The following is a 19,662-nucleotide window of genomic DNA, read 5'->3' as shown; positions in this document are numbered from 1 at the left end:
TTTGTTCTCATCGGGGCATGCCAACGATCGCCCCGCTGGACCCGAACCACATCCCCCCGCCGCCGGGCCGTCCCAAGCCCGGCCCCGTGGCGGGCGGCCTCCGCATCACCGTGATCGGCCTCGGGCCGCTGCAGGAGGCCTGCCTCGCCGGCATGCTGGCCCTGGTCCTGTCCTGGGTCTCGGCCGAGCTGCTGTTCCGCATGGAGGAGGGCAGGGAGGCGGCGCCGCGAGCGATCCTCTCTGCCGCGCTGCAACCCTGAATCGCTCACTGCATCGCGTGTAGGACCCGCGGCAGTATTGATCCATCACGACACCCATCCGGGCCGTTCCAGCCCAGAATTGGGTACATCGTGAGGTATTGCATTGCAGTTGAATGTCCTGCTCCGGGGCCAGTCCAACGCCCAGCTCATGGGCGAGTACAATGGCAGCGCCCAGGCGATGATTGACCGGGTCGAGCAGTTGCTTGGCTTCGACGGCGTCAGCGACAAGGTCAGCCTGGAATATTCCGCCCACGGGCGCAGCGCGAACACCGTCTTCAGCGGCACCGCCCTGCTCGGCGAATGGCTGAAGCCGGACACCGACGGCGAGGGCTGGAGCGAGGCCAAGCTGGAGCAGAGCCTGCTCAACTATGTCGGCAACCTCCCCTCCGCGCAGAAGGCGGCGCCGACCGCCGTCGTCTGGTTCCACAGCGAGTATGACAGCCGCGACGCCGGCCTGACGCCCGCGGAATGGGAGGGTGCGGTCCGCGGCGAGGCCACCCTGCTCCGCGCCGCTTTCGGCCAGGACGCGGGGGCGCTGGCCTATCACTTCGTCAGCGCCATCCCCTATTCCGAGGGGACGGGCGCCGGCCACCAGGCCATCCGCATCGGCATGGAGGAGCTGGCCGCCGACCCGGCCTTCAACGCCCGCATCGGCGCCCGCGCCCTCGACACCGACATGAGCTTCAACAACCTCGACGGGGATTGGGGCACCCTCGACTATGGCGGCCCGCACCAGTCGGACGCGGACGGGATGCAGACCGGCGAGCGCCTCGCCCTCTCGCTCGCCCAGGACTGGGCGGAGCATGCCAGGCCCGGCTCGCCCGTGGCGCTCGCCGGCGGCCAGGTCGACGACCTCGGCCCGCAGGTGGTGCAGGCCAGCCGCATCGGCGACCGCCAGCTCGCCCTCACCGTCGCGCATGACGCGGCGCAGGGCCTTGCCCCGCTCGATGCCGATGCCGCCCGCGGCACCGGCTGGACCGCGATCAGCGAGGCGACGGGGGCGAGGGCCGCCGCGACCGCCGCCACCGTCACCGGCCCCGGCACGCTACAGCTCGACTTCGCCGCGCCGCTGCCGGCCGATGCGCGGCTGTTCTACGGCCATGGCAACGGCCGCCTCGCCGGCGCCGACCGCAGCGGCCAGGGCCATGCCGTCTATGACGACCAGGGCATGCCCATCTGGGTCGATGCGCATGGGCTCGCCGCCGACGGCACCATCCATGCCCCGGTGACGGCCTCGGCCGTCCTGCCCGGCAGCGCGGCGCTCGCGCCCGGCGACATTCTTTTCGCCTGAGCCCCGCGATCTTCGCGCTTCGCTAACCATTGCGGAGCCAGAGTGGCGGCGCCCCAAAACGGAGCCGCCGCGTGAACGCCATCCCCGAGACCGGGCTGCAACCCGCCATGACGGCGGCGGAGCAGGCCCTGCTCGCCGCCGTCGCCGACCGGCGCGCCGGCCTGGAATTCGGCTGCGGCGGCAGCACCGGGCTGCTGCTCGCCGCCGGCCTTCTCCGCCTGCTCTCCATCGACAGCGACCGCGCCTGGCTGGAGCGCGTCGCCGCCGCCAATGCCGCCGCCATGGCGGAAGGGCGGCTGCGCCTGCTGCATGTCGATATCGGCCCGACCGGCCCCTGGGGCTTTCCCGGCGATGCCGCCAGCCTGCCCCGCTGGCCGGCTTACTGGCGCGACCCCTGGGAGGCCGCCGGCGAGGTCGACTGCGTGCTCGTCGATGGCCGCTTCCGCGTCGCCTGCGCCCTGGCCGGCCTGCCGCGCCTCGCCCCCGGCGCGCTGGTGCTCGTGCATGACTTCTGGAGCCGCGCCGCCTATCGCGGCCCGCTGCTGCGCCACTACGAGCTGGCCGGCAGCGCCGGCACCCTCGCCCTCCTGACGCCGAGGCCCGCGCCCGGTCCGGCGATGCTCGCCATCGACCTCGCCGCCCATGCCTTCGACCCGGGATGAGGCGCGCGTTTTCGCCTCGCGCCTTAACCGCCTTTTCACTTCCGGAGCGGAGACTGCTCGCATGGTCCCGGACGAGCCGGGCCAGCGACCAAAGGGAAAACCCATATGCCGCTGAACTCCGTCCACACCAATGCCGGCGCCCAGGTGGCGCTCGCCTCCTTGAACAAGACCTCCGACGCGCTGGCAGCCACGCAGAAGCGCATCTCGACGGGCTACCGCGTCGCCGACGCGAAGGATGACGGCGCCGCCTTTGCCGTGGCCGAGCGCGTCCGCGGCGAGATCGCGGCAACCGCCTCCGCCAACGAGCAGCTGGGCGGCACCAAAGGCCTGCTCGAGGTGACCTCCGCCAGCCTGAAGAACGTCTCCGACGCGCTGCAGAGCCTGCAGGCGGTGACGGTGAAGCTGGCCGATGCCAACATCTCCGCCGAGCAACGCACGCAGTACCAGTCGCGCGCGAAGGAGCTGACGAGCAACATCCAGTCCTTCATCAAGGACGCCAGCTACAACGGCACCAACGTGCTGAACGACCCCACCACGCTCGCCAACAAGGTGGTGCGCAACGGCGCGGGCGAGCTCTACACCTTCAGCGGCTACAAGGCGATCACCAACATCTTCAACACCGTCTCCGGCGCCAATGCCTGGACGCGGGGCGACGCCTCCTCGGCGCTGACCAAGACCGGCGCGGTGAACAAGGCGATCACCAATACGCTCAGCCAGCTGAACAGCTTCGGCAGCTACACCAGCTACATCGACAACCAGATCAACTACAACAAGGCGAAGATGGACGCGCAGCAGACCGGCCTCGGCGCGCTGGTCGATGCCGACCTGGCGAAGGAGTCGGCGACGCTGCAGTCGCTGCAGATCCGCCAGCAGCTCGGCACCCAGGCGCTCTCCATCGCCAACCAGGCGCCGCAGACGCTGCTGAGCCTGTTCCGCTGAAGCGGCTCGCCGAAGGGCGAAGGAGCCCCTAGGCGCCACCCCGCTTCGCAAGGCCAAGCCAGGCGGCGGCCGGGCCGGCAGGAAGCCGGCCATCGGCTGAGACCGCGCACCCCTCCAGGAAGGAGTGCTGCGCATGACCCCCGAGACCGAGACCCAGGCTAATCGCGGCGCCGCCGCCTATCGGCGCCGCCTCTCCACGCGCCAGATGGAGGCGGAGGTCTTCGCCCGCGCCAACCGCGCCATCCGCGAAGGCCGCGATGGCGGCCCGCTCGCCCGCGCCCGCGCCGTCGCCGACAACCGCCGGCTCTGGGATGCCGTGCAGGCATCGGTGATGGATCCGACCAACGCCCTGCCGGCCGAGCTGCGCGCCAGCATCGCCGGCGTCGCCATGGCGGTGCTGCGCGAATGCGGGGCGGAGCAGCCGGACCTCGACTTCGTCGCCGAGATGAACGACCACTTCGCCGCTGCCCTCTGGCGCTGAGGGGAGGGATGTGATGACCGTTCCCGCCGCGCCCGATGCGCTGCTCGGCGCCCGTCTGCATGCCGGCGCCCGCCAATGCCTGCGGGACGGCCAGGCGGAGGAGGCGCTGCCGATCCTCGACCGCCTTTCCCGCCTGCCCGGCCTAGCCCCCGCCGCGGCGCTGATGCGGGCGGAGGCGCTCGCCACGCTGGAGCGCCTGGCCGAGGCTGAGGCGGCCGCCGATGCGGCGGTCGCCGCCGATCCCGAGTGGTCCGCCGCCCGCCGGCTTCGCGCGCGAATCCGCCTCGCCCGCGGCGACGGCAGGGGCGCTGTCGACGATGCCGCCGCGGCGGTGATGGCGACGCCCTGGGACCCCGCCGCCAAGGCCATGCTCGGCACCGCCCTGCTTGAGATCCGCAGCTTCGACGAGGCGATCTGGTTCCTCGGCGAGGCCGTGCGCGCCGAGCCTGCCGATGCAGGCCTGCGCGCCCACCTCGGCCAGGCCTTCATGCTGGCTGGCCGGCGCGAGGCTGCGGCCGAGCCGTTTGCCCTCTGCCGCAGCCAGGCGCCGGATCAGCCCCGCTTCGCCGCCCTGCAGGCGCAGAACGCCCTGCTCGCGAGCGACCCCGCCGCTGCCATCGCCTTCGCCGAAGCCGGCCTCGCCGCCGGCATCCCCGACGCCTCATTGCACAGCGTCCTCGCCCATGCCCTGGTCGCCGCCGGCCGGATGGAGGAGGCCGGGCCGCATTTCACCGCCGCGGCGCGGCTCTCGCCCGGCAACGGCTACCTCGCCCATCTCGCCGCCGCGGCAACGGGGGAGGGGACGGAGCGCGCAACGGATCACTACGTCGCCGCCCTGTTCGACGGCTATGCGCCGCGCTTCGAGCAATCGCTCCTCGGCCTCGGCTACCGCGTGCCCGGCCTGGTGCGGCGAATGGTGGAGCGCCACTGGCCGGACGTCGCCGCAGGCGCGGCCAAGCTTGGCCCCGTGCTCGACCTGGGCTGCGGCACCGGCCTCGTCGGCGTCGCCCTTGCCGATCTGCTGGGCGGTCCACTCACCGGCATCGATCTGTCGCGCGGCATGCTGGAGCAGGGCGCGACCAAGCATCTCTATGCCAAGCTGCGCCAGGCCGAGATCACCGCCGCGCTGCGCGAGGGCCTGCCGCCGCAGGCGCTGATCGTCGCCGCGGATGTCTTCATCTATCTCGGCCGGCTCGAGGAGGCGCTGCGCCTCTGCCGCGCGACGCTGGCGCCGGATGGCGCGCTGCTCTTCAGCCTGGAGCGGCTGCCGCCGGGCGAGGGGCCATGGCGGCTTGGCGCCTCCGGCCGATACGCCCACGCGCCCGACTACGTCGCCCGGTGCCTCGCCGAGGCCGGCCTCGCCGTCATCGAGCAGCGCGCGGAGGCGCTACGCCTCGAGAGCGACCATGCGGTCGAGGGCATGCTGCTCCTCGTGCGGCCGGTGCTGAACTGATGGGCGCGCTCGCCTATCGGGCCGGGCTCGACGCGCTCAGGGCCGGCCTGCCGGAAGCGGCGCTCGCCCCGCTCACCGCCGCGCTGGCGGACCCGGACCAGGGCGCCTGGGCCGGGCTCAATCTCGGCCTCGCCCTGCATGCCCTCGGTCGCCTGGCGGAGGCGGAGCCGCATCTGCGCACGGCGATGGCGGCGCTGCCCGAGCAGGCGGAGCCGCCCTTCCGCCTCGCCACCATCACCGGGCTGCGCGGCGATAGGGCGGGCGCCGAAGCCCTGTTCCGCGCCGCTCGGGCGCGCGACCCCTGCCACGTCCCGGCCCATGCCGCCCTTGCGGGCATGCTCGGCGACACCGCCGAGGCCCGCGCCCTGCTGAGTGCCGCGCGGGGAATCGATCCGGCCGAGCCGGAGCTCATCCTGGCCCTTGGCCGCCTTGACCTTGCCGGGGGGCAGGCCGCGGCCGCGGCGGCCGGCGCGGCCGGCGTCCTCGCGGCCCGCCCCGCCCATGCCGCCGCCGCCCGCCTCTTCGGCGAGGCCAGCCTCGCCTGGCTCGGCCCCGAGGCGGCCCTTGCCGAAATCGCCGCCCGCGCGACGGCTGAGCCCTTCGCCGCCGGCTGGCCGCTCGCCGCGGCCTGGCTGCACGAGGCCGCCGGACGGCCCACCGCCGCGCTGGCCGAGTTGCGCGCCGCCCATCTCCTGGCACCCGGCGAGGCGGATATCCTGGCCGCCCTCGGCCATGCCCTGGCCGAGGCCGGGCGGGGCGCCGAGGCGGAGGCCACGCTCCGCGCCGCCATCGCGGCTCGGCCCGCCGATCTCGATCTCCGCAACCGGCTGGCGACGGTGCTGTGGAAGGCCAACCGTCTCTCGGCCATGCTCGACATCCTCGCCGCCGCCATCGCCGATTTCGGCCCGCACCCCACGCTGCTGCTGAACCAGGCCCTTGCCCTCAACACGCTCGGCGAGCAGGAGGCCGCGCTCGCCGCTGCCGATGCCTCGCTGGCGGGGGGAGGGGTGGCCGCCCTGGTCAACCGCATCGCGGTGCTGCCCTATCATCCCGAGGCCGGCACGGCCGCCAATCTCCGCCGCGCTGCGGAGGCGATCGGCGCGGCGCTGCCGCCCGCGGCGCCGCTCGTCGCCGGCCGGCGGCGGGGCGAGGGGCGGCTGCGGCTTGGCCTGCTCTCCGGCGGCCTCGGCCAGCATCCGGTCGGCTGGCTGACGCTGGCCGGGGTGGAAGCGCTGCCGGAGCGCGACTTCGAGATCACCGCCTACTCGCTGAAGCCGCGGACGGACCCGCTCGCCGCCCGCTTCCGCGCCCGCTGCGCCCGCTGGCGCGAGGTCGGCGCGCTCGAGGATGCCGACATCGCCGCGCAGATCGCTGCGGACGGCATCGACATCCTCATCGAACTCGGCGGCTACGGCGAAGGCGGCCGGCCCTTCGTGCTGCCGCACCGCCCGGCGCCGGTGCAGGTGAAATGGGTCGGCGCGCAGTTCTCGACCCTCGGCCTCGCCGCCTGCGACTGGATGCTGACCGACCGTTGGGAAACGCCGCCCGGCTTCGAGCGGCACTACACCGAACGCCTGCTGCGGCTGCCGGACGGCTATGTATGCTACCTGCCGCCGCCCTATGCGCCGCCGGTCGCGCCGCTGCCGGCGCTCGCTGGCGGCACCGTCACCTTCGGTTGCTTCAACAAGGCAACGAGGATTGTGGAGACCAGCAGGGATCGTTATGACGGGCCGCATGCCTGCTGATGCCCTGACATTCGATCCCTGCCGTCCCTACGCTCAGCCTTACCGCCGGGTCAGCACCGCCATCCAGATCGAGGGTACTGGCCTCGACCGGCAGGAGCGCTCCAAGCCGGACGCCGACATCGCCAAACAGGTCGGTCTGCCCCTGCACCCCCATCCCTTGGTGGACCACGGCTTGTCCGGCTACAGCGGCGAGAATGTCTTTCGAGGCGAGATGGGCAAGCTGCTCAAGCGGATTGCCCTCAATCAAGTGCCGCGCGGAGTGGTCATCATCCTCGACGAATGGACCCGTCTGACCCGAATGAAGAATTCCAGGGCCGAGCGGCTGTTCAGCGACCTGATTCACGCGGGGATCGGCTTTTTCATCAAGAAGTCGAACCAGCTTATCAATGCCGCCGTCATCGACGGACCGGGCGGCTCGATCATCCTGGCGTTCGCGCTGATCCAGTTGGGTATCGGTCATGAGGAGTCGGCCACCAAGTCACGCAACGTCCGGTTCGCCAAACGCGAGAAACAGAAGCTCGCCATTGAGACCGGGAGGCCCGCGACGGCCAACACGCCGGGCTGGCTCGTAACGGTCGGCGACAAGCGCGATCCGAAGCGCACCTACGACTTCCTCCCTGGCCCCCTATACGTGATCGACCGGGTGTTTCGAGAGATTCACCGGCAGGGCGTCTGGTCGATCGTGAATGGCTTGAACCGCGACTGGCTCGCGGGTGACGAGCGGTGCGCGCCCTGGGGCCTCAGGACTGAGCGGGGGTCCAGCGGATGGTCCGTCGCCACCGTGGCGTCGCTGCTGCACGACCGGCGGCTGCTCGGCGAATTGACATGGACAGAGGTCGATGGCGAAACCGGCGCCTTGGTGGAGCGCCAGGGCGAGACACATGTCGTCTACCCCGTGGTCCCCGGAATGACCGAGAAGCGCTTCCAGGCCGCCCAGGAGGCCATCGCAGCCCGGCGCAGGCAGTTCGGCGGCGGGCGGCGGGCCGGTCATGGCGGGCGGCGGGGCGACGGGTTCCCGAACATGCTCTCGTCTCTCGTCCATTGTGCCGCCTGTGGCGGTCCGATGGTGTTCCGGCGGCACCGGCCGACCGGCCGGGAGACCGTTTATCACTGGCTCCGGTGCCGGTCCGCCGATAACGGCACCGGGTGCGTCCAGAAGGCGGTGATCCGCTACTTGGAGATCGAGCGTCAGGTGCTCGATGCCTGCACAGGTGTGCTGTTCGAGCCCGGAAGTCTCGCTCCCAAATCGAGCGAGTCGACCATCGCGGAGGAAACTGAGCGCATCACCGCCCGGCTTAACTTTATCGCCAAGCGGTCCTCGGCGCTGTTGGACCGCGACGATATTACGGAGGAGGACATCGCTCACAAATTGGCCGAGTGGCGCACGGAGAAGGCCGCGCTGAACCGTGATCTCCTCACAGTCCAGGAGCGTCAGCGCGCCGAGGCCAACGCCAACGGAGCGGGCGAGCACATCCAGGCGGTGCGGCGCCTGTGCGCAATGGCGACCAGCGTTGACGAGGGGCAGGAGCGCGCCGAGGCAAGGGCCGAGATCAACGGAGCCCTGCGGGCCATCATCGACAGCATCGCCCTCGCGCCGGGCGCGACGATGATCTGGATCGGCGGCGGTGCGAAGGTCACGGTGATCTCGGCCGAGGACGGGACGTTCTCGGGATACTCAGACCTGTGTGGCAACTGGCTCTGGCAACACGCTGATGGCCGCTTAACACAGCACACCGCCGACCCGCTGCTCGAACGCTACTCGCTTGCCCTTGGACAGCGGTTCCCCGACCGCCGGATCGCGTTCGCCCGGCGCTATAGCTGACCGCGCTGCCCGCGCAGGGCTGTCCAGACCCTAGGGTGCCGCCCCCTGGGTATTCCCCTGCCCAGCACCGCCCTGAGATTCTTAGCGCGTGTATATTGAATTCCTGAGCACGGCCCCGATCGTGTTCCATGGAATTGCCGACCGGACTTGCCGCCGGTGTCCCCGACTCCTTCAACCACGTTCAAAGACCAACCTCACACGAGGCGTTGCGCACGAACACCTCGCCGTCGCGGATGTAGGTGCGCACGACCGCCGACTTGTGGCGCGTTTGCTTGGCGATGCGCCGCTCCTCAATGCCGTGCATGGCGGCGCTCGTGGCGAACCCGGCCCTCAGGCTGTGGCCGCTGTAGGCCGATGAGTTGAGCCCGACCGCTGCGGCAAGCTTCTGCACAACCCGAGCGACCGCGCGGTCGTCCAGCGCCGTTGCGGCGACCCTGCCATGCCGATCGACAGATCGGAACGCCGGTCCCTCGGGGACGCTCGCCGCAGTCAGCCACGCTTCCAGTGCCGCTACCGGGCAAGTCGGCGAGCCGTCGATCCGCGCGACCCCGACCACCTCGCCCGCGCCCTCCTGATCCGCCTTGGAGCGGCGCAGCGTGATCCGCACGCCCTCGGGTCCGAAGGCGAGGTCGCGCTGGTCGAGGCTGACGAGTTCGGACCGGCGGAACGCGCCCGCGAAGCCGATGAGGAGGAGGGCGCGGTCGCGTAACCCGATCGGCGTCCGCACATCGCAGGCTGCGGCCGTGCGGCGGATGATGTCCGTTGTCGCGGGGGCGGCGCGGCGAGGTGCAGTCCCGCGCTCGCGGCGAATGCCCGCCATCACGTCGCGCACTGCGGGGTGCCGGGTGTCGAGTTGAAACCCGGCGAGACGATGCGCGACGGCGATCGACGACAGCCGACGGCTCAGCGTCGTCGGGGCCAGCGCGTCAGCATGGGCGGCGAGGTAGGCGCCGACGGTCTGCGGCGGAGCCGGAAGGGCGGCGAGACCGTTCGTCCGGCACCACGCCTCGAAGTGCGCCCAATCGGAGCGGTAGGCGCGGCGGGTGGCGGAGGCGCGCGAGGCCCGGGCGTAGTCCTCGGCCCGAGCCCACGCCATCAAAGCCTGCGGCGATACCGTCCGTGCTCCGTCGGAGGCATCGGCTAGTGCCAGGAGCGTCGGGTCATCCGCCGCATGACCCCCGTCCGCTCCTGATGGAGTTCCGCTCATCTGCGACCCTGACGACCGATACGTTTCGAATATCGGTCGCCAGCCCACGTCCGGTCAATCCATTCCCTTGCCGGTTCAATTTTGTGTTCTGGACGAGGGACGACTGCGCGGCCGACGGCGACCGGGAGCCCGCAATGTGAAACCCGGGAGGTGCCGGTGCCTTGTCGAGGTCGCGCCGCGAGATCGGGAGGGAGATGTACTGACCGTCCTCGCGGCGATCCCATGCGCGCTGCTATACCGTTATGGGCTCGCCTCCGCGCCGCTGTTCGTTCTCGGGCGGCCACGGCTCCGCAGGGTTCCGTCAGCTTCCTGCGCGGCACGCTCCTTCTCGCGCTGGCGACGCTTCCTCTCCCGGTCGGCCACCCGGCGCTCCGCTTCCCGCTCTTCGAACGACTTGTCCGATGCAGCCGCCCGGGCGCCCGGCTTCGGTCCGGGCTTCGGACGCTCCACTCCGAGGATGCCTGCCGCCTCAATGGGCTCAAGCACCACGTCGCCTGTGATGCCCTCCTCGCCGAGCATCCGCGCCAGCGCTTCGGCCTGCCAGAGATCGTAAAGGTGGACCGTGTAGGTGCCACCGAACTCGGCCATGCGGATCGCCCCACGCATGACGAACTGCCAGATGTCCTCCCGCTCGCGGGCGCGCTCAACCTCCTCGCACGTCAGCCCGAACACGTCCAGCAGGATGGCGTCCTCAGGGCGCGCCTTGCTGCTGTAGATGAAGGCGCAAGAGGTCAGGCCCCGGTATCTGTTGGAGCCCGCCACCTTTGGACGCACCTGCTCGCCCGACAGCCGCTCCTCGAAGTAATCGACGACGGCGGCGTTGCCGCTCCAATAGCCAAGGTCATCTACCCCTTCGAGGTAGCGGCAGACAGCGGCGAGGCAGCGCTTGCCCTCGCGCGACTTCTTGAGGTCGCTGGGGAACCACCATTCGGTCGATGCCCTGTGGCAGCGCGTGAAGTAGCGGATGTGTACCTTCGGCATCCTGCGAGAGCCAGTGGCACTGATCTCTCGACGTACAAACTCCACCTCGTCGCCGAACCACTTCCGGGCCGCCAGATGGGTGAGGCTGTGGAAGAAGCCCGACGCGGCCATCACCGATGTGGCGAAAGGCGCCAACTCAGCAGGCGTCCACGCCGACCACCACCGCACGCTGCGGTCGCGCGCATCGCGCCAGTCAGCTACGTCCACGAAGATTCCGTGCGGCGATTTGGCACGCTTATGAAACGCTGCGAGACTCTTGACCAGATCGTCGGTCAGCATGTCCTTCATCGAGGGCGCGTTGCTGCCCAACGACACCCGGTGCCATTCCGTCCCCTGGACCGCCGACAGCGTGTAGCACGCCTCGAAAAAGCGCGACGACGACGGGATGCAGAACTCGCCCGCGATGGTCGCGGAGGGCACCTCGTCAATCCGTGCATTCCACTGCTTCTCCGCTACGCAGGTGAAATCGGTCTGCATGAGGGCTTCATGCGTTACGACGAGAATGACGTGTGGCAGCGACGAGTACTCGTCGATGGCGTCGGTGATCTCGCGGCTGACACTTAGGGACCGGCGGCCCGCCACCCGACTGTGGATGGCCTTGATCACTGGCTCGGTGCCGGACTTTGCCGCTTCGCGGTTCAGGTCCAGCAGCTTCTCGTCGATCAGTTCAGTGGTCGGCAGCGCGAACACATAGCGGCTCGGTAAGGCCGTCATCTCGAACAACAACTCATTGGTCTTGCCGCAGCCGGGCGGGCCGACCAGCACCTCTACTCGAATCAAATTTTCTCTCCAATGCGGTCACCAGGCGAGCGCGGTGACCTCGACATGCTGAAATGTGGTGGAGTCGGATAGTGTGTCCGACGCGTGTTTATATAGGAATTGCTCGTGACGTATTTATTCGGCCGTTCGTGCACGAGTGCGTCCGCTACGTGGCCACGTATGCATTGTACCTGATCAATGCGTCTGAAATCGACCTTTTCGTCACGACAGATGCGACGCGGCCTGACCGACCGGGCACGCGATGGCGTGCCTTGCGCGCCGGAGCGAGGGCGCGCAGCGCCCGGTGGCCGAGAGGTCAGGCGCAGGCCGGGCGCGGGCTGCCGCGCCGGGCCTGACCTTCATGGTGATACGCCGGATGGACAGCACATCCGCACGGCGTCCCGCACACATCACGACATGAGTTGGCATAGCAGACCGCCACATCGGACCGTGACTCGTCTGGGCAATCAGATGGTCTTGCACGGGCGGGAACGCGCCCGAGGCGCGTTCCGCCCGAGAAAGCGCCAGCCACGACGGGAAGCGGGCTTACGCCCTCGCCCACGCGGCGTCGCTCGCTCCGCCGCTCGGCGTTTCCGTCGTGTCCATGGCTACGCATTCGCGCTCGGGTTCCACAGGCAGGCGCTCGTCCTCATGTCGAATGCCATTCCAGAGACCGATTTAAGAAAGGACTCACATGGTAGCCGGAGCAATGGTCCTTTCGACACGCAGCGGACAGGTTTGCATGCCGACCAAGCTTTTGCCGCGGTGGACGCGAGCCCACGACCGTTGAGATGTGCTATTCTCCGACGCTCCGACCCCGCACCGGATCATGCCCTTCAACTGGACCAAGCCGACGCCGCCTCGGTCGTGCCGTATTACGAAGCGATCGCCCCCGCGATCCTGCACGCAGGGCTCCGCGAACTGCTCCCGGATGCGCCCTCGGCCATGATCGACATCATCGCGCGCAGTGGGCGCGACGCCGCGTGGCTGGCCTTGCTCGGCCACGAGGTCGTGGTCATTGAGCCGTCGGCGGCTATGCAAAGGGGAGCCATGCCAACCCACCCTGATGGCGGGCGATGCGTGCCGCCTTGGCTTCGGCCTGACGGCTTCGATAGGCGGATTGTGCAGGCGTCACTTCCCCTGCTCCGCTTCGGCGCGGGCGGAGGCGGTTGGCTGCCGTGTTGGCGGCGATTTCCTCCTGGGCGAAGGTCTTGACGGGCGGCTTGGTGGTGTCTCCCGGGCCGTACCATGGCTTCTGGCTGACCATCAGCCCGTTGAGGTAGCGGGTCTCCGGCAAGGTCTTTTATACCCCAACCGGCCCCAATCGAGTCTGCTCGCCATGTCAGCCCTCAGATGACGCTCGACGACGCTGCAATGCGGTGCGCTGCTTCGTCGTGAGTGGCGCCGGGGGATGGGCTGCCGCGTAGGCGGTGATCTCTGTGGCGATGAGGCGGCGGGCGACAGAGGCGGCACCGGATGATGCCGCAGTCCTGTTCCCAGGGCGTCGCTGATCGGCGACGCCTTTCCAGTTGCCAAGCCTTGAGGAAAATCCTGTGATGAATTGTTCATCTCTGAGCAGGGCTTGGAGATTCTTCCGTCTGATCGCTGCGTGTGATCGGTTCTAGCGAGCGACAGTGAGTGAGAGATCGCATACAGCAGGACGAGCGAACGAAGTGAGCTTGGCTCTCTAGTGTTCAGGCACCTGAACGCACTGCGTCATGCCTCGACGCCATGTCGGCTAGCCCTCGTCCTCGTCCTCGTCCGCTTCGATGCGGTGCAGCACCCAGACCCAGTAGCCGAGCCGCGTGTTCCCCTCCGCGACCTCGTGCTGCCAATCGCTGACGAGATACTGGGGATGCTCGCCCCAGGCCCCACCATGCTGCTCCGCCAATTCCTGAGCGTCGGTGTATTCGGTCATTCTAGCTTCTCCCACCATGCCGGTTGAGTATGCCGCCCAATGGCCCGGTACCTGAACGCACCGCGTCATGGGTGATTTAGATGTTCCCGTCGAGGCGAACAGCCGAAGCGACGTGCGATCAAGCGAGAACCAGACGGGACCAAGGGAACGGACGTAGCAGCACGTCGCATCATCCTGCTTGGTCAGACCAGCATTCTAGGTCCAAAAAACAAAAAGACACAACTAGATTCTTGAGAATGGTGCGTTTGTCATTTCACTAACGGCACTCATTCTTTGCGGAGGGTTCGACTCTTCTCTGTTTTTTATTAAAGGGGGTTCGAATCTACAGCAGTTTTGTTGAAGGGGGTTCGAATCTCGGCGCCGGACCTGACCTCCATAGTGATACGCCTGACGGACCGCACATCCGCACGCCATACAGCACGCCGTCCCGCATAGATCACAACATGGGTTGGCATACCGGACCGCCACATCGAGCCGCGATTTGGCATGACAACTAATCGGTCTTACGCGGGCGGCAACGCGCCCCAAGGCGCGTTCCACCCGAGGAAGCGCCAGACACGACAGGGTCGGGCTTACGCCTCGCCCCGCGGCGTCGCCCGCTCCGCCGCTCGGCGTGCCCGTCGTGTCGGTGACTTCGCATTCGTGCTTGGGTCCAACAGGCAGGCTGTCATGCGTGATCGAGTGCCAAGCCGGATGCCGATTGGGAGGAGAAGTTGCGCTCACCGCCGGAGCAACAGGTCCTCCCGACACACAGCGGACAGGTTTGCGCGGCCGACCGAGGCTCTACCCCGGTGGCCGCGAGACCACGATCGTCGTGATGTCTTACTCTCCTGCGCCCCGACTCCTCACCGGATCATGCCCGCGACTGGTACCTAACCAACGCCGCTTCGGTCGTGTGGCACTACGAGGCGATCGACCCCACGATCCTGCACGCAGGGCTCTGCGATCTGCTCCCGGATGCGCCCTCGGCCGTGATCGACATCGGCGCGGGCAGCAGGCGTGACGCCGCTGACGCATGATGCCGCACCGCAGTGTCTTGGACTTAGGTGGCCCTCCCGTCACCTCGTCTCCTATGAAGCTTCGTTGTCAGGTTTCCACCGCGATGTGCGTGCCGTCTCCCTACACCATTCAGGAGACCGGCTAATGAGGATCGAATCACTCAATCAGACATCATTGCCCCAGTAGGGCGAGAGGATCAGCACACCCTCGCAACCCTCCAACACAGCAGTGAAGTTAAAGGTTGGCTGCGCGGTCTTGCCGCCCCTCTGGCCCACGACCACAGCAGCCCTCGCCCGGTCTTCGTGATGCACTGTGCAAGGCATGACCGACAACTCCAACTCTGCTGCACGAGCCCGCACGGCACGAACCCAGCAACGTGCATGACGTGCAGGATGGCGATGGTCTTGGGCATCTTGACCACGTGATCAAAGAGGTCATTGCCGTTTCCGGGGATGTCGTCATCGATGCTGTTGAAAGCGGAATAATCGGTCATGGCGGCATGTCCTGAATGGCTGGGCGAGTACTCCCTGACCCTCGCACAATCGTCCAGCCCTCTCGCAATGCGCGGCGCTCTTTGGCTGCACATGGCCGAAAACGATCTTGCTACGCCCCTGGTGACTGCTTTCCGCGCCTTTGCCATCCCTACCTCGAACTGTGCCTTCCGATTTCGTCCGGGGGGCAAGCCGCCGTAAGGGTACGATGCTAGCTGTTTCATCTCGGTGGCGATATTCGTCCTTGCGGATGTCTCGTCGAGACAGAACTGGCAAAGAGATTCATAGCTAGACAGCCGTTGCCTTGATCCGGCCCTAGCGGCGAAGCCTTAGGACGCCGAAGGCCCGCTTCACATGATGCACTGCTTGGAGGAGCGGGGCCGCGCGGCGTTGCTTTGAATCGGGAAGCCTGGGCGGCACGTCCGCTCTGGCTCCGCCATCCGCACCAACCCGCATCGCTTTGCCCGGCCGGGCTATAATCGTGCCTGCTAGTTGGGCGATCTGAATGCGTCTGCGTTGCTTGGCCATGCAGCGTCGAAGGCGCAACCGAGCACGCGCGTTCTATGGTGGGGCCACCGCGCTTATCAACGCCCGCAACCGCGTCCGGGCGGCCTGCGCAGTTCGCTTGTTGATTTCTATGCTGGTGCTCTCCCGCCCGGTCCGCGCCGCCGCCACGGCCGTCGTTCCCGATCCGGCGAAGGGGTCGATGACGTGCCCGCCCGGAGGGGAGCCGCATTGGATGCACCGCAGCGCCATCTCCAAAGGCATTCTCGCTGAGTGATCGTCCTGGCCGCTCGCCGGAGGGATGGTCCACACATCGGTCTCACAGCCTCGGACCGTACGCCAGTGGTAGTGCCTAGCTTGCTTGGTCAGCAGGAACACCGGCTCGGTGACGCGGCGCGGTCGATCATCATCACGGTCCTTTAACGTGTGCGTTTTCACCCAAGTGATGCGCGACCGCAGCGTCCAACCCCTCTCCTGTAGAATGGAGACGATGCGCTCCGGCAGAAGCAACAGGTTCTTCTGTGGCAAGCCCAAGGCACCGCTAATCGTCAAGCCGCGCTTTGATTGCTCCGCCCAGGAGAGATGCTGACCCTTGCGGCGATGCTCCTTGATCTTGCGACGCGTTGAGTAGCTGTCGCCGACGTTCAGCCACAACGTCCCCTTCGGACTCATCACCCGGAGGAGTTCGTCGAACACCTCGCACAGTTCAGCCATGTGCCGCTGTACTGTGCGCTCAAGGCCGATCTGGCGCTTGTGGTGATTGTCACGCTAGAACCAATAGGGAGGCGAGGTCACGCAGCAGTCGAAAGTGTCCGAAGGCATGCGGCGCAAACGGTCGAGGGCATGGCCGGTGTGGTAGTGGAAGGGCAGCGGCGTCGTCTCCGGAGGCTTCTCCAACCACTCCTCGGCCTGCTGAATCGTCAAGCCGCGTGCGAGAATTTGGCCACTTTCGTCCGAAAGCTCGTAAAGGCCGTAGTCGCTGCTCCCCTGCGTGCGCGATCGGCTGCGCGAGAGAAGGAGCTTGTTCCGACCGGCCTTTCGCCGAACCCGCCGCTCCGCTGTGTTGGCCTGCTGCTCCTCGCTGTGCCGCATGGTGTCCCTGGAAGGTGTCCCTGGAAGGGCATTTGGTACCAATATGGGATTTTCGTCGAGGGAGTTTCGCTTCACGAGGGGGGAAGCGGTGCATCAGGCCAGCCACCCGACTTCGCGTCGTCTCACCGCGGCCATGCGAAAGCCGTTCTCCTAGGGCTGTTCCGCGGTCAGTGGCGCCTCCACCTTCGAGCGGGATCACTCTGGGACCGGCCCCCGTCCCCCCGATGGTCGGAGCGTCGGCAAGGGCCAACCCACCGGGTCCTGGCGCGGCGTTGCACCCCGGTGTGGAGGCGCAGTTCTGCTGCGCAGCCTAGGGGCCACGATCGCCGAACATCTGGCGGGAGTTCGGCGCCTGCCCACTGCCTTTCGCCGAGTACCTGCTGATCGGTGTCGCGGGGCTGCTGTTCCCAGATGATCTCCTCAACGAAGAGAGGGTGAGCTGCACAACGTCTGTGGCCGAACCCGACACAGAAGCGCATGGGGCACCGCTGGCCAGCCCCGAGCTTTGATGTCGATCCGGTGCAGAGGCGTGACCGCCGAGGCAGTCGCGGTCCTAGAGTCTGCTCTCAGGCGTCATGTGGTGACGGTTCAGGCGCGTCTCATACATCACGTAGCTCCGACCGCCATGAGTGTTGCGAGGCCTAGCGCGACGCTTCTGCGTTGCGACGGGAAACTTGCTCGGCCACGACAGCCACCTCCTCGCTACGAGCGACGCATCGCTGACCACGATACGTACCGTCGGAAAGGGTCCCGAGCGTGACCGCGAAAGCCGAGGTGAACAACAACGGAAGGTGCGGGCGCCGCTCTTATCCGTTCTCCTCCACATCAGCCACGGCTGCGTGCAGTTATAGAATCCAATCTAAGTCTTTGAATATACTCTCCCCAACGGCAGCAGCCGCGCATGCTAGCAGCGAGTACGAACCCTCAACCGAAGCTCAGGCCCCGTCTCGGACCCGCCCCTCCCTGGCACGCCGTCCTGCCTTGTTCCACTAATGCGCCAGCGCATAGCTAGAGGGACAGCATGACAAGCAGCAGAGACAAGAAAGCGGGCATCGCCATCCCTACGCGGCGTTGACCACCCCAGCCTAGGGAGACCTGACCCCTCGCGGGGTCATCCCTGCGCCGACCCCCCAATCCTATCCGACCCCTCCGCTGCGCGCGTGCGACAGCGGATTGAGAGAGGCTGTGTGAACTATGACCAACGACAAAACCCTGAGCGCTGCTCAGCGTCCGAACGGCGAATATTCCATCAGCACGGCCGCCGATAAGTCGGCCACCACCACGACCAACAAGCCGACCGCCAGTCCGGTAGTGATCGACGATCGGGACGCGGCGGGCGACACAGCCAACACCGCACCCGCGACGACGGCATCATTCCCAGTCGACGAGGCTGCCAAGGCCACTAGCGCGGGCCAGGATGAGGCGAAGGACGAGGACCGTGAAGTGGCGGGGTCGACGATGTATTCTGACTGGTCTTGCAGCACTCCTCCCCGCATGCGTCCGGGCATCGATTCTGGCATGGATATGCAAGGCGAGCGGGTTGGACGGATGCGCGACGATGCAGAAGCCGGATACAAGGTGCGCGAGAACCGAGCCCGGCGCGTGCTCGCCCGTATGGGGTACAGCCTAGAAAAGTCGCCTCGCCGCGACGCCCGCGCTTTGGATTTCGGCCTCTACAGGATCGTCCCTGTGGACGGGCCGCGGAGTCCGGAAGGATACGCTATGACGCTTGTGGAGGTAGAGGCGTGGATCGACGGTGGGCCTCCGCCGCGTGACGTTCCGCGAAAGAAGCCGAGCCCCACACTGGGCCGGGACGGCGGCCGAGCAATCCTTCACGTTGGCGATTGCCGCGATTTGCTACGCCGCCTGCCCAGTAACCACTTCCACTGCTGCGTGACCAGCCCGCCGTACTTTTGGCTCCGGGACGAGCGCCACGCTGACCAGATCGGCCTTGAGGACTCGCCTGACGCCTACGTGGCGACGCTCACAGGCGTGTTCCGACAGGTCCGACGGGTCCTCCATCCGGACGGCACGGTCTGGATCGTCATCGACGACACTTACTGCACCCGACGCGCCATCCGGCCAGACGGCAAGCGAAGCGTGGCGCGCGATATGGCCTCGGGCCAGAACTCGCAAGGACATTGGAGGGACGCCGCGGCCGATGGTCGAACGCTCTACAGTAGCCGGATGGCCAAGCACGGTTTAAAGGACAAAGACCGCATGCTCATCCCGGAGCGGCTGGCCCTCGTACTACAGGCTGACGGCTGGTGGGTTCGATCCATGATCGTGTGGGTGAAGCCAAACTTCGCTCCCGCGCCGGTCGGCGACCGACCGGTCCACTCGTATGAGCACATCCTGCTGTTGACCAAGAGCCCGCGCTACTACTTTGACGCATCCGCGCTGCGCGAGAGATCGGTGGATGGAGGGCAGCGGACGGGGCGGGACGTGTGGACCATCCGGCCAACCAGCGGAAAAGGCGACCACACTTCCACCTTCCCGGTCGAGTTGGCGGCGAAGTGCATTCTGGCGGGGTCGCCGCCGGGCTCCTGGGTGCTCGACTGCTTCGCGGGCACCGGTACGACCGGCATGGCCGCGTTGCAGCACGGGAGGAACGCTGCACTGATCGAGTTGGTCGAGGCACACGCGGACACGATCCGAAAGCGCTTGTGTGACCGCTTGAGTGAGGTGAAAGCGGAAACCTAGCGTTCCGCCTTTAGACCAGAAAGCCCGAATCCAGTCGAGCCGGATGCCGTCGTCCTTGATGAGCTTCAATCACATGATGTCCGCAGCCTGAATGATTGCCAAACAAGCCGATTGTCCAGACGGCCACCGGCACGCCGCCACCGCCCTAACCGGCAGCATGCTTCCGTCCGTGGCAGCGTTGCTGCGTTGGCCGCTCCTCAACTCCTCTACCTTGGATGGCCTCCTGCAAGCCAATTCGGAACTGCTCGGCTTCGATCCCAGCCCTCAGGCGCTCCGGCAAATGGAGCGAGCCCTTCTCGATCTAGTGTTCTGACTCCAACACTTGTTTCCCTCGACGGACCTTGTCGAGAATGTC

Annotated in this window: 16 protein-coding genes; 10 read left to right on the top strand and 6 right to left on the bottom strand. The window is 67.5% G+C overall.

Annotated elements, in window-relative coordinates:
- Window positions 1-17 precede the first annotated feature (17 nt).
- From AC5JJ1_RS27050 to AC5JJ1_RS27015, 8 genes are all read left to right on the top strand, one after another.
- Window positions 18-260, top strand: a complete 243-nt coding sequence (locus AC5JJ1_RS27050) for a hypothetical protein (protein WP_495788230.1) — start codon at window positions 18-20, stop codon at window positions 258-260.
- Between the two features lie 109 nt (window positions 261-369).
- Window positions 370-1,551, top strand: a complete 1,182-nt coding sequence (locus AC5JJ1_RS27045; RefSeq protein WP_495788229.1) for a hypothetical protein — start codon at window positions 370-372, stop codon at window positions 1,549-1,551.
- Between the two features lie 71 nt (window positions 1,552-1,622).
- Window positions 1,623-2,213 carry a hypothetical protein gene (locus AC5JJ1_RS27040; RefSeq protein WP_495788228.1) on the top strand — a complete coding sequence of 197 codons (591 nt, stop codon included), beginning with the start codon at window positions 1,623-1,625 and terminating at the stop codon, window positions 2,211-2,213.
- A gap of 105 nt (window positions 2,214-2,318) precedes the next feature.
- Window positions 2,319-3,152 (top strand): flagellin, encoded by an 834-nt coding sequence (locus AC5JJ1_RS27035; protein WP_495788227.1) that lies wholly within the window; start codon window positions 2,319-2,321, stop codon window positions 3,150-3,152.
- Between the two features lie 133 nt (window positions 3,153-3,285).
- Window positions 3,286-3,633, top strand: coding sequence for a flagellar biosynthesis regulator FlaF (locus AC5JJ1_RS27030; protein ID WP_495788226.1), 348 nt, complete (start codon window positions 3,286-3,288; stop codon window positions 3,631-3,633).
- A gap of 13 nt (window positions 3,634-3,646) precedes the next feature.
- Entirely contained in the window at window positions 3,647-5,086 is a 1,440-nt protein-coding gene (locus AC5JJ1_RS27025; RefSeq protein WP_495788225.1) for a tetratricopeptide repeat protein, read from the top strand.
- On the top strand, window positions 5,086-6,831 hold the full coding sequence (locus AC5JJ1_RS27020) for an O-linked N-acetylglucosamine transferase family protein (protein ID WP_495788224.1): 1,746 nt from the start codon (window positions 5,086-5,088) through the stop codon (window positions 6,829-6,831). The genes AC5JJ1_RS27025 and AC5JJ1_RS27020 overlap by 1 nt, the downstream gene beginning before the upstream one ends.
- Window positions 6,821-8,653 (top strand): recombinase zinc beta ribbon domain-containing protein, encoded by a 1,833-nt coding sequence (locus AC5JJ1_RS27015; protein WP_495788223.1) that lies wholly within the window; start codon window positions 6,821-6,823, stop codon window positions 8,651-8,653. The genes AC5JJ1_RS27020 and AC5JJ1_RS27015 overlap by 11 nt, the downstream gene beginning before the upstream one ends.
- A gap of 181 nt (window positions 8,654-8,834) precedes the next feature.
- Here AC5JJ1_RS27015 and AC5JJ1_RS27010 read toward each other — a convergent pair whose 3' ends face one another.
- The 4 genes from AC5JJ1_RS27010 to AC5JJ1_RS26995 all read right to left on the bottom strand — a co-directional run bounded on the left by AC5JJ1_RS27010 (window position 8,835) and on the right by AC5JJ1_RS26995 (window position 13,518).
- Entirely contained in the window at window positions 8,835-9,749 is a 915-nt protein-coding gene (locus tag AC5JJ1_RS27010; protein WP_495788222.1) for a tyrosine-type recombinase/integrase, read from the bottom strand.
- 351 nt (window positions 9,750-10,100) lie between these two features.
- Window positions 10,101-11,606, bottom strand: a complete 1,506-nt coding sequence (locus tag AC5JJ1_RS27005) for a hypothetical protein (protein WP_495788221.1) — start codon at window positions 11,604-11,606, stop codon at window positions 10,101-10,103.
- 1,027 nt (window positions 11,607-12,633) lie between these two features.
- Window positions 12,634-12,897 carry a hypothetical protein gene (locus tag AC5JJ1_RS27000; RefSeq protein ID WP_495788220.1) on the bottom strand — a complete coding sequence of 88 codons (264 nt, stop codon included), beginning with the start codon at window positions 12,895-12,897 and terminating at the stop codon, window positions 12,634-12,636.
- Window positions 12,898-13,338: 441 nt separating this feature from the next.
- The gene (locus AC5JJ1_RS26995; protein WP_495788219.1) at window positions 13,339-13,518 is read right to left on the bottom strand and encodes a hypothetical protein; all 180 of its coding nucleotides are present in this window, start codon (window positions 13,516-13,518) and stop codon (window positions 13,339-13,341) included.
- A 1,375-nt stretch (window positions 13,519-14,893) separates the two neighbouring features.
- Between AC5JJ1_RS26995 and AC5JJ1_RS26990 the strand changes: the two genes are divergently transcribed.
- On the top strand, window positions 14,894-15,025 hold the full coding sequence (locus AC5JJ1_RS26990) for a hypothetical protein (protein ID WP_495788218.1): 132 nt from the start codon (window positions 14,894-14,896) through the stop codon (window positions 15,023-15,025).
- 544 nt (window positions 15,026-15,569) lie between these two features.
- On the opposite strand, the gene AC5JJ1_RS26985 is transcribed toward AC5JJ1_RS26990, so the two are convergent.
- Window positions 15,570-16,256 (bottom strand): DNA-methyltransferase, encoded by a 687-nt coding sequence (locus AC5JJ1_RS26985; protein WP_495788269.1) that lies wholly within the window; start codon window positions 16,254-16,256, stop codon window positions 15,570-15,572.
- A 24-nt stretch (window positions 16,257-16,280) separates the two neighbouring features.
- Window positions 16,281-16,604 (bottom strand): hypothetical protein, encoded by a 324-nt coding sequence (locus AC5JJ1_RS26980; RefSeq protein ID WP_495788217.1) that lies wholly within the window; start codon window positions 16,602-16,604, stop codon window positions 16,281-16,283.
- Between the two features lie 1,194 nt (window positions 16,605-17,798).
- Here AC5JJ1_RS26980 and AC5JJ1_RS26975 point away from each other — a divergent pair.
- A complete protein-coding gene (locus AC5JJ1_RS26975) occupies window positions 17,799-19,307 on the top strand; it encodes a DNA-methyltransferase (RefSeq protein ID WP_495788216.1) in 1,509 nt (502 codons plus the stop codon).
- Window positions 19,308-19,662 lie beyond the last annotated feature (355 nt).

This window comes from Belnapia sp. (assembly GCF_059504005.1).
Note: the sequence above shows the minus strand (reverse complement) of the source record. Positions and strands in the feature narration are given on the sequence as shown.